The sequence below is a fragment of the Streptomyces sp. NPDC048623 genome (assembly GCF_040650755.1).
Classification (GTDB): domain Bacteria; phylum Actinomycetota; class Actinomycetes; order Streptomycetales; family Streptomycetaceae; genus Streptomyces.
This window is the reverse complement of record NZ_JBEZHV010000013.1, coordinates 87,570-100,138: the sequence shown is the minus strand read 5'-3', so window position 1 is coordinate 100,138 and position 12,569 is coordinate 87,570. Positions and strand designations below refer to the sequence as shown.

At 73.5% G+C, this 12,569-nt stretch carries 10 protein-coding genes; 1 reads left to right on the top strand and 9 read right to left on the bottom strand.

What is annotated here, in order from left to right; all coding sequences use genetic code 11:
• Nucleotides 1-40: 40 nt before the first annotated feature.
• From AB0C73_RS20225 to AB0C73_RS20215, 3 genes are all read right to left on the bottom strand, one after another.
• Complete coding sequence (locus AB0C73_RS20225) at nucleotides 41-1,912, bottom strand: hypothetical protein (protein ID WP_362531737.1); 1,872 nt, start codon at nucleotides 1,910-1,912, stop codon at nucleotides 41-43.
• Between the two features lie 133 nt (nucleotides 1,913-2,045).
• Entirely contained in the window at nucleotides 2,046-3,851 is a 1,806-nt protein-coding gene (locus AB0C73_RS20220) for an ABC-F family ATP-binding cassette domain-containing protein (RefSeq protein WP_362531734.1), read from the bottom strand.
• A gap of 65 nt (nucleotides 3,852-3,916) precedes the next feature.
• The gene (locus tag AB0C73_RS20215; protein ID WP_362531731.1) at nucleotides 3,917-5,236 is read right to left on the bottom strand and encodes an acyltransferase; all 1,320 of its coding nucleotides are present in this window, start codon (nucleotides 5,234-5,236) and stop codon (nucleotides 3,917-3,919) included.
• A gap of 253 nt (nucleotides 5,237-5,489) precedes the next feature.
• Between AB0C73_RS20215 and AB0C73_RS20210 the strand changes: the two genes are divergently transcribed.
• The gene (locus tag AB0C73_RS20210) at nucleotides 5,490-6,533 is read left to right on the top strand and encodes a hypothetical protein (protein ID WP_362531728.1); all 1,044 of its coding nucleotides are present in this window, start codon (nucleotides 5,490-5,492) and stop codon (nucleotides 6,531-6,533) included.
• Nucleotide 6,534: 1 nt separating this feature from the next.
• Here AB0C73_RS20210 and AB0C73_RS20205 read toward each other — a convergent pair whose 3' ends face one another.
• The 6 genes from AB0C73_RS20205 to rsmI form a co-directional block, all read right to left on the bottom strand.
• On the bottom strand, nucleotides 6,535-7,434 hold the full coding sequence (locus AB0C73_RS20205; protein ID WP_362531726.1) for a 4-(cytidine 5'-diphospho)-2-C-methyl-D-erythritol kinase: 900 nt from the start codon (nucleotides 7,432-7,434) through the stop codon (nucleotides 6,535-6,537).
• Nucleotides 7,431-8,339, bottom strand: coding sequence for a 16S rRNA (adenine(1518)-N(6)/adenine(1519)-N(6))-dimethyltransferase RsmA (gene rsmA, locus AB0C73_RS20200; RefSeq protein ID WP_362531724.1), 909 nt, complete (start codon nucleotides 8,337-8,339; stop codon nucleotides 7,431-7,433). Before rsmA ends, AB0C73_RS20205 begins: the two co-directional genes overlap by 4 nt.
• A gap of 467 nt (nucleotides 8,340-8,806) precedes the next feature.
• The gene (locus tag AB0C73_RS20195) at nucleotides 8,807-9,961 is read right to left on the bottom strand and encodes a ubiquitin-like domain-containing protein (RefSeq protein WP_362531721.1); all 1,155 of its coding nucleotides are present in this window, start codon (nucleotides 9,959-9,961) and stop codon (nucleotides 8,807-8,809) included.
• A gap of 72 nt (nucleotides 9,962-10,033) precedes the next feature.
• Nucleotides 10,034-10,903: a TatD family hydrolase gene (locus AB0C73_RS20190; protein WP_362531718.1), complete on the bottom strand. Its 870-nt coding sequence runs from the start codon at nucleotides 10,901-10,903 to the stop codon at nucleotides 10,034-10,036.
• Nucleotides 10,904-10,974: 71 nt separating this feature from the next.
• Nucleotides 10,975-11,352: a hypothetical protein gene (locus AB0C73_RS20185; protein ID WP_362532049.1), complete on the bottom strand. Its 378-nt coding sequence runs from the start codon at nucleotides 11,350-11,352 to the stop codon at nucleotides 10,975-10,977.
• A 250-nt stretch (nucleotides 11,353-11,602) separates the two neighbouring features.
• Entirely contained in the window at nucleotides 11,603-12,490 is an 888-nt protein-coding gene (gene rsmI / locus AB0C73_RS20180) for a 16S rRNA (cytidine(1402)-2'-O)-methyltransferase (protein ID WP_362531716.1), read from the bottom strand.
• Nucleotides 12,491-12,569 lie beyond the last annotated feature (79 nt).

Below are 12,569 nucleotides of genomic sequence, written 5' to 3'. Positions count from 1 at the left end.
CCGGCCAACCGTTCCCGGTCCGCCGGACAGACCCCGGGCGTCACTTGGCGTACGCCATCATCGTCTTGGTCTCCTTCTCCGACTTGTCGTTGGAGGCGGAGACGCGGCCGGCCGCAATCACGAACGAGCCGTTGGAGTAGGCGTACCCGGCGTCGTAGAAGGAGGTCTCCACCGAGGAGACCGCCGCCTGGTGCTGGAGCAGCACCTTCGGCGCGCCACCGGTCGGGGCGATCGTCGCGACCGCGCCGCCCGTGTCGTACCGCGGCTCGACGTAGAGCAGGACGTCCGAGCCCTCCATGCGCAGCGGGGTCATCTGCTGCTCACCGGGCGCCTTGGAACGCCACTTCGCCTTTCCGGTGTTCAGGTCGAAGGCGATGACCTCGTTGGGCGTGCCGTACGCGGTCTCGGTCGCCATGTAGAAGGTGTTCGCGTCGGCGGCGACGCCGGTGCAGCCCTGGAGGTTCTTGCCGAAGATGACGAAGCTGCCGCCGCAGCGCGGGGCGAACTTGTCGGTGCCGCCCTGGATCTGCGAGCGCTCCTTGCCGTTCGCGGTGAGCGAGAAGATCGCCCACTTCTTCTGCTCGCGCTGGGTGGCGGAGACGACCAGCGGGTCCACGGAGTAGACCTTGTCGACCTCCCAGGTCGCCTGCAGCTTGAAGCTCCACTTGGCCTTGCCCGTGGCGGGGTCGACCTCGCTGATCTCGTGCTGCTCCTTGTTCACGTCGCCCGAGGGGCACTTGGAGGCGGCGATCAGCTTGCTGCCGCCCGCGTACGCGTAGGGCTTGCAGCCGCTGGTGGGACCGGTGAAGAGCTGGTGGCCGTCGGCGAGCGAGAAGCCGTAGGCGGAGCTGGAGCCGGAGGCCGTCACCGTGCTGCCGCTGATGGCGAGGGTGTTGTCGGAGAAGGCGAAGAGGCCGGTCGGCTTGGGGATGGACTTCTTCCAGCCCGCCTTGCCGGTGTTGAGGTCGACCTGCTGCATCTCCAGGCACTTGGCCTTGTCGCCCGCGCTGTCCTTGTACGCGAAGACCATGAGGCCCTCGGCGTTCGGCTGCGGCGGCGCGGCGCACAGCTCGTTCGGCACGTCGATGTGCCACTTGCTGGAGCCGTCGGCCAGGCTGTAGCCGTCGATGCCCTTGTACATCGCCTTGACGACGGTGTCGCCGACGATCCACGGGCCGTAGACGTCGGAGCCGTTGCGGGGCAGGTCGACGTTGTTCTTGAGCAGCCAGCTGATCTTGGCCTCGCCGTCCTTGCGGCCGGAGTTGAGGTCCTCGGGGCCGCCGTTCTCACCGTCGCCGGTGCCGTCGCCCTTGTCGACGGAGGCGGTCGGCTTCGGCCCGTTGCTCGTGGACTGGGTGGGCTGGGCGACCGGGTCCTTCTCGTCGTCGCCGCTGAACGCGAACCAGGAGCCGAGGCCGATGACGAGCGCCGCGGCGACGGACGCCGCCACGATGATGCCGGTCTTGCTCTTGAAGAAGTTGTTGCCACCGCCGCCGGGCGCCGGGGGCATCGGGGCCGTCGGGTAGGCGCCGTACGGGCCGGGCTGCGGCTGCCCGTAGGGGCCGGGCTGCTGCGCGTAGGGCCCGGGCTGCTGCGGGTACCCGTAGGGGCCCGGCTGCTGCGGCGCCTCCTGCGGGTAGCCGTACGGGCCCTGCTGGGGCGCCTGCTGCGGCGCCTGCTGCGGGTACCCGTAGGGGCCGGGCTGTGCGGGCGGGGCCTGCGGCGGCTGCTGCGGCTGGGGCGCCTGCGCCGGGGGCGCGGTCCGCGGGTCGACCGGCGGCGCGGCCGGCATGGTCGGCGGAGCGGTGGGCGGGACCGGCGGTGCCTGCGGCGGCATCGGCGGGACCGGCGGGACGTTCGGGTCCGGAGCGCCGAAGCCCCCCGGCGGCTGGTTGCTGGGCGGCTGGGTCATCAGCGCTTCCCCCTTTTGTGAGCGGGTTTTCTTTCTACCACTCACCGGATGGCGCAAAAGCGACCGGTCCGCCCCTTGTTCCCAAGGGAGGACCGGTCCGTGATGCCAGCGTTACGCGTCTTCTACGACATCTCTACGCGTCTTCGGCGAGTTCGAGCCAGCGCATCTCCAACTCCTCGCGTTCACCAGCGAGTTCCCGGAGCTCCGCGTCCAGTTTGGCCACCTTTTCGAAGTCCGTGGCGTTTTCGGCGATCTGAGTGTGCAGCTTGCTCTCCTTCTCGGAGATCTTGTCGAGCTGTCGCTCGACCTTCTGCAACTCCTTCTTCGCGGCGCGGGCGTCGGCGGCCGACACACCGGCCTTGGCGGAGGCCGCGGGAGCGGCCGGGGCCGGGGTGGCGGCCTCGATCATCCGCTGCCGCCGCTCCAGGTACTCGTCGATGCCACGCGGCAGCATCCGCAGCGTGCGGTCGCCCATCAGCGCGAACGTGCGGTCGGTGGTGCGCTCGATGAAGAAGCGGTCGTGGGAGATGACGACCATCGAGCCGGGCCAGCCGTCGAGCAGGTCCTCCAGCTGGGTCAGCGTCTCGATGTCGAGGTCGTTGGTCGGCTCGTCGAGGAAGAGCACGTTGGGCTCGTCCATGAGGAGGCGGAGCAGCTGGAGCCGGCGGCGCTCGCCACCGGACAGGTCACCGACCGGCGTCCACTGCTTCTCCTTGCCGAAGCCGAACTGCTCGCACAGCTGGCCCGCGGTCATCTCGCGGCCCTTGCCGAGGTCGACCCGGTCGCGGATCTGCTGCACGGCCTCCAGGACCCGCAGCTCGGCGGGGAGTTCGGTGACGTCCTGCGAGAGGTAGGCGAGCCGCACGGTCTTGCCGACCACGATCCGCCCGGCGGCGGGCTGGATGTCCCCCTCCGTGACGGCGGCGTCGGCGAGCGCCCGCAGGAGTGAGGTCTTGCCCGCGCCGTTGACGCCGACCAGACCGATCCGGTCGCCGGGTCCGAGCTGCCAGGTGAGGTGCTGGAGCAGGGTCTTGGGACCGGCGGTGACGGTCACGTCCTCCAGGTCGAACACGGTCTTGCCGAGCCGGGCGTTGGCGAACTTCATCAGCTCGCTGCTGTCGCGCGGCTCCGGCACGTCCGCGATGAGCGCGTTGGCCGCCTCGATGCGGAAGCGCGGCTTCGACGTACGGGCGGGGGCGCCGCGGCGCAACCAGGCCAGCTCCTTGCGGACCAGGTTCTGCCGCTTGACCTCCTCGGTCGCGGCGATGCGCTCACGCTCGGCGCGCGCGAAGACGTAGTCGGAGTAGCCGCCCTCGTACTCGTAGACCGTGCCGCGCTGCACGTCCCACATCCGGGTGCAGACCTGGTCGAGGAACCAGCGGTCGTGGGTGACGCAGACCAGCGCCGAGCGGCGCTCGCGCAGGTGCTTGGCGAGCCAGGCGATGCCCTCGACGTCGAGGTGGTTGGTGGGCTCGTCGAGGACGACCAGGTCCTGCTCCTCGATGAGCAGCTTGGCGAGCGCGATGCGCCGCCGCTCACCGCCGGAGAGCGGCCCGATGACGGTGTCGAGGCCCTTCTCGAAGCCGGGCAGGTCGAGCCCGCCGAACAGCCCGGTGAGCACGTCGCGGATCTTGGCGCTGCCGGCCCACTCGTGGTCGGCCATGACGCCGATGACCTCGTGCCGGATGGTCGCCGTCGGGTCGAGCGAGTCGTGCTGCGTGAGCACGCCGAGGCGCAGCCCGCCGCTGTGGGTGACGCGGCCGGTGTCGGCCTCCTCCAGCTTGGCGAGCATCCGGATGAGGGTGGTCTTGCCGTCTCCGTTGCGGCCGACGACGCCGATCCGGTCCCCTTCGGAGACGCCGAGGGAGACCCCGTCGAGCAGCGCACGGGTGCCGTACACCTTGCTGACGGACTCGACATTGACCAGGTTGACGGCCATTTCACTCCTGTACGGGGCTTGCGATCGACGTCCCAGGGTACGTCCCCCGGCACGGCTCCGGCCTCCTACGCCCGGCCCGCCGCCCGGCCCGCCGTCCGGCCCGGCGCCCGCCCCGCCCGCTCCACCAGGAACCAGCCCGCCAGGGCCATCGCCACCGCCGCCGGGGCGGTGACGCGGACGGCGATCAGGGTGGCCGTGTGCCCTTCCAGGAGGCCGGCGAAGCCGGTCATGGAGAGGGCCAGGACACCGAGGAGGGACAGGGTGATGCCGAGGGCGGCCAGCGGTGCGCCCCGGTCGGTGGCGGGGGCAGGCGGTGCCGGGAGTTCGCAGCGGCGGAAGACGGCCACCAGGAGGGCGGTGAGGGCGGCCGCCGCGGCGAGGCGGAGCGGGACCTGGGCCCACCACGCGGCGGTCGCGGGCGCCGGGAGGCGGACGCCGAGGGCGAGCAGCGCGCCGTACACGCCGAGCATGGCCGTCAGGTGCCAGAGGAAGGCGGTCATGGCGATCCCGTTGGCGGCGACGACCGTGCGCCAGACCCGGGTCCGGGCCGTGAGGCGGGCCCCCGGGCCCTTGAGGAGCTCCACCGCGCCGACCAGCCACAGTCCGTGGCAGAGCAGGGCGAGCGTGGGCGGGGCCATGTTCGAGACCGCCTCGCCCGGCATGCCGACCATCGACAGCGGATACGGGCCGAGGGCCACGAGCAGCCCGGCACCCACCAGACCCGCCGCCGCGAGCAGCGCCGGGCGGCGGATCATGCCGTCGGCGCGCAGGAAGCCGAGCTGGTGGACCGCCAGCCACACCAGCGCGAAGTTGAGGAACTCGACGTACGGCACACCCACCGCGAACCGCAGCACGTCCACCAGGACCGCCCCCGCCACGAGCCCGCCGAACGCGCCCCACCCGTACCTCCCGTGGAGCTTCAGGAGCGGCGGCGTGAGGGCCACCATCGCGAGGTAGATACCGATGAACCACAGCGGCTGGGTGACCAGACGCAGCGCCACCCCGGTCAGCCCGCCGTCCGCGCCGAGCAGCTGCACCACGAGCGCCAGCGCGCCCCACACCCCGATGAAGACCATGGTCGGCCGCAGCAGCCGCTGCAGCCGGGCCCGCAGGAAGGCGGCGTAGCGGGGGCGCGAGCGGTGGGCGAGGGCGTGCGAGAAGCCGCCCACGAAGAAGAAGACCGGCATGACCTGGAGCGCCCAGGTCAGGATCTGCAGGCCGGGCACCACGGCGAGCAGGTTGCCGACCTGCCCGTCGGAGGTGACGGCGGCCATCAGCCAGTGGCCGAGGACGACCACGGCGAGCGAGGCGACCCGGAGCAGGTCGACGTAGCGGTCGCGGCCGGCCGGTGTCGCGGCCGCGAGGTCACGCGCGCTGATTCCCATACGAGCACGGTGCCGGGACGGAACGGGGCGCCGGCAGCGCTCAGGTACTCAACCGCGCATGAGTACGAACCGGAGGAGCGGCGAGGCGGACGAGCGGCCGTCCCGGGCCGGTACGAGGGGTGCGGATGGGGGGAGCACGCTCCACCGCGCGGGCGACCCCACGGCCGGGGCTCGGGCGCCCGGCCCGACGGTCCGTCATCTTCGTCTGGAGTCGCCCCACGACGGGGTGCGCCCCCCCCACAAGGAGAGACCCATGGCACGACTCCCCCTGCATCCCCTGCATCCCCTGCATCCACGGCAGTCACCGCAGTCACGGCAGTCACGGCAGTCACGGATTCCCCGACTCGCCGCCGCGGCCGCGGCCGGCACCGCCCTCACCGTGCTCGCCGCGGGCCCCGCGGCGGCCGGCGACCCGACCGTGACGAACCCGCACATCGTCGCCCACTTCGACTTCGCCGCCGGCCAGAACGCGGAGAACATCGCCCTCGAACCCGACGGCTCCGCCGACATCACCTTCGCCTTCGCCCATCAGGTCGCCCGCGTCGGCCAGGACGGCGGCACCGAGATCCTCGCCACCCTTCCCGAGGTGCCGGGCGCGGTGACACTCGTCGGCGGGGCCATCGCCACCGGCATCGCCCGTGCCCACGACGGCACGCTGTACGTCAACTACGTCACCGGCAAGCGGGAGACCGGCATCTGGCGCCTCTCGCCCGACGGCGATCTGCGGCAGATCGGTTTCTTCCCGGCGAACGCCGTCCCCAACGGGCTCGCCCTCGACGAGGAGTGCGGCACCCTCTACACCGCCGACTCGGCGCTCGGCACGGTGTGGAGCCTCCCGGTGACGGGGGGCGAGCCCACGGCCTGGGCGACCGGCGACGCTCTCGAACCCACCGCGGAGCTCCCGTTCGGCGCCAACGGCCTCAAGGTCCACGACGGTGCCGTCTGGGTGTCCAACAGCGCGCGGGGCACGCTGCTGCGGATCCCGATCGGCCCCGGACCCGACCACGCCGCGGGCCCGGTCGAGACCCGGGCGACCGGGCTCACAGCCATCGACGACTTCGCGTTCACCGGGCACGGCGACACGGTCCTCGCCGCGCTGATCCAGGCGAACAAGCTGGAACTCGTACGGCCCGACGGCACCCACAAGACGGTGCTCACCGACAAGGACGGGCTCGACAACCCGACCTCCGTGGCGGTGCACGCCAAGAAGGTCTACGTGAACAGCGCCGCCTACTTCAACACGCTGGACCCGGACCCGAACCTGCTGCTCGCCCGGATCTCCAAGAACAAGCTCTGACCTACCGGGCCAGGACGGTCGCCCCGGGCGCCGGGGAGGTCGCCACGCGGGCCGTCCGGCAGGTGCCGGAGGCGATCAGCGCGGCGGCGACCGACTCGGCGGCCTCCGGGTCCTTCACCAGGAACGCGGTCGTCGGGCCCGAGCCGGAGACCAGGGCCGCGAGCGCGCCCGCGTCCGTGCCGGCCGCGAGCGTCGCGGCGAGCGACGGCCGCAGGGACACGGCGGCCGGCTGGAGGTCGTTGGCGAGGGCGCCCGCGAGCGCGGTGACGTCGCCGGTGCGCAGGGCGTCGAGCAGGACGGGCGAGGCGGCCGGCTCCGGCACGGTCACGCCCTCGTTGAGCCGGTCGAACTCGCCGTACACCGCCGGGGTCGACAGACCGCCGTCGGCGACCGCGAACACCCAGTGGAAGGCGCCGCCGACCGGCAGCTCCGTCAGCCTCTCGCCGCGGCCGACGCCGAGCGCGGCGCCGCCGACCAGGCTGAACGGCACGTCGGAGCCCAGCTCGGCGCAGATGTCGAGGAGTTCGGCGCGGGGCGTGTTCAGGCCCCACAGCGCGTCGCAGGCGAGCAGCGCGCCCGCGCCGTCGGCGCTGCCGCCGGCCATGCCGCCCGCGACCGGGATGTCCTTGACGATGTGCAGGTGCACGTCGGGGGCGATGCCGTGGCGGGCGGCGAGCAGCTCGGCGGCGCGCGCGGCCAGGTTGGTGCGGTCGAGCGGCACCTTGTCGGCGTCCGGGCCCTCGCAGGTGATCGTGAGCGCGTCGGCCGGGGTCGCGGTGACCTCGTCGTACAGCGAGACGGCGAGGAAGACGTTGGCGAGGTCGTGGAAGCCGTCGGGGCGGGCGCCGCCCACCGCGAGCTGGACGTTGACCTTCGCGGGCACGCGTACGGTCACACTCACTGCTGGTCCCCCTGTACGGGCTTGTTCTCCGCGGGCTTGTTCTCGGCGATCCGGGCGAACTCCTCGACCGTCAGCGCCTCGCCGCGCGCCTGCGGCGAGATCCCGGCCTTGACCAGGGCCTCCTCGGCGGCGGCCGGTGACCCGGCCCAGCTCGCGAGCGCGGCCCGCAGGGTCTTGCGGCGCTGCGCGAAGGCCGCGTCGACGACGGCGAAGACCTCGGCCTTGGACGCCGTCGTGGCGATCGGCTCGGTGCGGCGCACGAGCGAGACGAGGCCGGAGTCGACGTTCGGCGCGGGCCAGAACACGTTCCGGCCGATGGCGCCGGCCCGCTTGACCTCCGCGTACCAGTTGGCCTTGACCGACGGCACGCCGTACACCTTGTTGCCCGGGCGGGCGGCGAGACGGTCGGCGACCTCGGCCTGCACCATGACGAGGGTCCGCTCGATGCTCGGGAAGCGGTCCAGCATGTGGAGGAGCACGGGGACGGCGACGTTGTACGGCAGGTTCGCGACGAGCGCGGTCGGCGCCGGTCCCGGCAGCTCCTGGACGTGCATGGCGTCGGAGTGGACCAGCGCGAAGCGGTCCTTCTTCTCCGGCATGCGCGCGGCGATCGTCGACGGCAGGGCCGCGGCGAGGATGTCGTCGATCTCGACGGCCGTCACCCGGTCCGCGGCCTCCAGGAGCGCGAGGGTGAGGGAACCGAGCCCGGGCCCCACCTCCACGACCACGTCGTCGGGCCGCACCTCGGCCGTGCGGACGATCCGCCGGACGGTGTTGGCGTCGATGACGAAGTTCTGGCCCTTCTGCTTCGTGGGGCGCACGCCGAGGGCGGCGGCCAGCTCACGGATGTCGGCGGGGCCGAGAAGGGCGGCGTCGGGGCTGTCGGGGCCGGTGGTGGTGCTCACCGGTACAGCGTAGGGCCTGCCCGGGCCGGGGCGGGCCGGGGCGGGCCCGGAGCCCGCCGCCTGGCCTGCCGGGGGCGGGGCGGAGCCCGCCCCCGCCCCGCCGGGACCGGCGCCGGGCGCCCGTGGCCGGAGGCCCGGGCCATGCCCGCAGCCTCGGCGTGGCCACGAGGCCCAGCGCGGGATTCCGGCCGCGGGGCACGTCCGCAGCGTCGGCGTGGGCGCGAGGCCGAGCGCGGGATTCCGGCCCGGGGCGGGGCCCGCCGGGGCCGGGGGTCGATGCCCGTGGCCGGAGGCCCGGGCGTCCACCCGTCGGCGCGAGGCCAGGGGCCGGGGCCCGGCCGCCGCCGTGGGCCATGGGCCCGGCGGCCGCCAGGGCGCCCTCGCGCCCCGCCGGGACCGGCGTCGGGCGCCCGTGGCCGGAGACCCGGGCCGGGCCCGGCCCGGCCCGGCCCCTGGCCGGGCCGCACTCACTGGTGCAGCCGGCGCCCGCAGTGCGGCCAGGGGCTCGCGCCCCGCTGTACGTACAGCTTCTTCGCGCGGAAGGTCTGCTCGGTGGCCGGGGCGTCCTGGGCGACGCCGGTGCCGCCGAGGGCGTGCCAGGTGCCGGGGTCGAACTGGTAGAGGCCGCCGTAGGTGCCGGAGGGGTCGACGGCGTCCGGGCGGCCGCCGGACTCGCAGGCGGCGAGGGCGCCCCAGTTCAGGCCGTCGGCGCCGGCGACCGAGGTGGGCAGCGGGCGGGTGCCGACGCGGACGCGCTGGGCGACGGGTTCACGCACGGTCTCCTCGCGGAGGCGGCGCGGCCGCTGCCGTACCCCGTTGACCGTCCGCAGGGCGTACGTGACCCGGCGCACGCCCGGCACGCCCTGCCGTTCGACCAGCTCGATGCCGGTGAAGAGCTCCGGGTCGCGGGTCCGCTCGACCGCGAAGGGCACCGGCTCCTCGCGGATCTCCTGGGTGCCGGTGATCCGCAGCACGGCGACGGTCTGCCCGTCGCGCGGGAAGGAGTCCAGCGGTACGGAGGTGGTGTCCTGCCCGGCGAGCGCGATCCCGGCCTCCTCGGCGGCCTCGCGGACGGTGGCCGCGTTGGTGCGCACGGTCCGCTCCCGCCCGTCGGCCAGGAAGGTGACGGCCCGCTCGGTGCGCACGTCGAGGGCGAGGCCCTGCCGGGAGATCGGCGCCGAGCGCGAGACCGAGAGATACGCGCCCTCCGCCCGCACCCCGAGCTGCCGCAGCGCCCCGTCGACCGTGTGCGCGGTGGTCCACACCTGGCGCCGCCGGCCGTCGAGGTTCAGGGAGACCGGGCGCCCGTAGCGGACCACGATCTCCTCGCCGTCGGCCAGGGCGGCACCGGGGCCGGGGGCGACGATGTCGTGCGCGCCGACCTCGACGCCCTCGTCGGCGAGCAGCTCCTCGACGTCGTCGGCGAAGGTGTGCAGCGTGCGCGGGACCCCGTCGACGGACAGCCTGACGGCCTTGTCGTCGGCGACGAACGCGCTGGTGCCGCCCGCGAGGAACGCGACGACCAGGGCCTGCGGGACGATCCGGCGCAGGCCCTCGGCGGCGGGCGGGTTCGCCTTGCGGCGGCGGGCGCCGCCGGCCCGGTGCCCCTGGGGAGTGCTCACGAGGCCGGGACCCTAGCCCCGATACCGGTCACTCTCCAAAGCGACCCGACTACATGACGTAACCGTTATGGATCAGTAATCGAACGCGCGGGCCGTGTTCACGGCGATCGCCCCGGCCAGCTCCTCCTCCGTGATCCCGCGCACCGCGGCCATCGCCCGCACCGTCACCGGGATCAGGTACGGGGCGTTGGGGCGGCCGCGGAAGGGGGCCGGGGTGAGGAAGGGGGCGTCGGTCTCGACGAGGACGAGCTCCAGCGGCGCGACGGCGAGGGCGTCACGCAGCGGCTGGGCGTTCTTGAAGGTGACGTTGCCGGCGAAGGACATGTAGTAGCCCTTGGCGGCGCAGATCCGAGCCATCTCCGCGTCGCCGGAGTAGCAGTGGAAGACCGTCCGCTCGGGCGCGCCCTCCTCGTCGAGGACCCGGAGGACGTCGGCATGGGCCTCGCGGTCGTGGATGACCAGTGCCTTGCCCTGCCGCTTGGCGATCTCGATGTGGGCGCGGAAGGAACGCTCCTGCGCGGCCATGCCCTCGGGGCCCGTGCGGTAGTAGTCCAGGCCGGTCTCACCGACGGCGCGTACGTGCGGGAGGGCGGCGAGCCGGTCGATCTCGGTGAGCGCGTCGTCGAGCGCCGCGTCGCCGCCCGCCTCCCGGGCCCCCTGACGGGACCAGCCGTCGGGGTCGCCCAGGACGATGCGCGGCGCCTCGTTGGGGTGCAGGGCGACGGCCGCGTGCACGTGCTCGTGCGCGGCGGCGGTCTCGGCGGCCCACCGGGAGCCCTTGAGGTCGCAGCCCACCTGGACCACGGTCGTGACGCCGACGGCGGCGGCCTTGACGAGGGCCTCCTCGACGGTGCCGGACTGCATGTCGAGATGGGTGTGCGAGTCCGCGACCGGGACCGGGAGGGGCTCGGGCAGCGGCGGCGGGGCGTCCTTGGAACTCATGGCCCGATCGTACGAGGGCCATGAGTTCCGCCGCGAAGGATTACCGGCGCGATGAGCGGCCTACGCGCGGCCTACGAGCGGGAGCGGCGCGGGTGGAAGAGGTCGGAGAGGCGCCAGTGGTGGGGTACGGGAGCCTGCTCGGGCCCCGCGGCCCCCTCCGGGCCGTCCTCGATCAGCTCCTGGCCGATGGGCCCGGCGATCGACACCGGCCGGGTCGGCCGCGCGCCGCGGGCGTGGCGCTCGACCGCGGCCACCGTGTCGAGCACGGAGGACACCTGTCCGGCACGCATGATGCGGACGACGTGGCTGCCGCAGTTCATGCAGCTCGGCCGCGACAGCGGGGACGGCACCCGGGCTCCGTCGGCCTTGTAGACGACGAACTCGTTTCCCCGGGCGTCCACGTGGTGCTCGATGTCGTACGCCTGCTCCCAGCCGTATCCGCACCTCATGCAGGCGAAGGCGTAGGCCTCGTGCGCGACCTCGTGGGCTCCCTCGCGAGCACTCTCACGGGCGCTCTCGCGGGCGACGGGCGGCGTTCCGGTGCCGGTGATCTCACTCATTCCAGCTCCTCTCCACTGATCCAGTGGACGCCTTTTCGGGCCGGACCGCATCAGCGCCGGAGAAACCATGGACGCTCTTTGGCGTTTCCTTGCCCGAAGGCCTTCGAGCGGGCCCATCGCCGGGTTTCCGCTTTGCCTTTCAGATTAGTCCTTTACCGTTTCCGGGGCCCGGTCCGGCCGCGTTCTTTGCCGCCACGACGGCATCGAACACCTCCCGCTTGGGAAGCCCCGCCTCCGCGGCGACCGCCGCGATGGCCTCCTTGCGCCGCTCCCCCGCCTCCTCGCGCACCCGTACCCGGCGCACCAGCTCCTCGGCGTCGAGCTCGGCGGGCCCGGTCTCCGGGGCGCCCTCGACGACCACGGTGATCTCGCCCCGTACCCCTTCCTTCGCCCACTGCGCGAGCTCGCCCAGGGGACCCCGCCTGACCTCCTCGTACGTCTTGGTCAGCTCGCGGCAGACGGCGGCGCGGCGGTCCTGTCCGAAGACCTCGGCCATCGCGGCGAGGGTGTCGTCGAGGCGGTGCGGGGCCTCGAAGTAGACGAGGGTCCGGCGCTCGTCCGCGACCTCGCGGAGCCGGCCGAGCCGCTCGCCCGCCTTGCGGGGCAGGAAGCCCTCGAAGCAGAAGCGGTCCACGGGCAGCCCGGACAGGGCGAGCGCGGTGAGCACGGCGGAGGGGCCGGGCACGGCGGTGACCTTGATGTCCCGCTCGACGGCGGCGGCGACCAGGCGGTAGCCGGGGTCGGACACGGACGGCATGCCGGCGTCGGTGACCAGGAGCACCCGCGCGCCGCCGGCCAGCGCCTCGACCAGCTCGGGCGTACGCGCCGACTCGTTGCCCTCGAAGTACGACACCACCCGGCCCTGGGTGTGGACGCCGAGCGCGCGGGTGAGTCCGCGCAGCCTGCGGGTGTCCTCGGCGGCCACGATGTCCGCGTTCTCCAGTTCGGTGGCGAGCCGGGGCGGAGCGTCCGCGATGTCGCCGATGGGGGTGCCTGCGAGTACCAGCGTTCCTGTCACAGGTCTCATCCTCCCAGCCCGGACAGGCGACGCGCACAGGCGCGTTCCCTACGATGGCGCGGTGACCAGAACCGCACCCGAGGCCCTG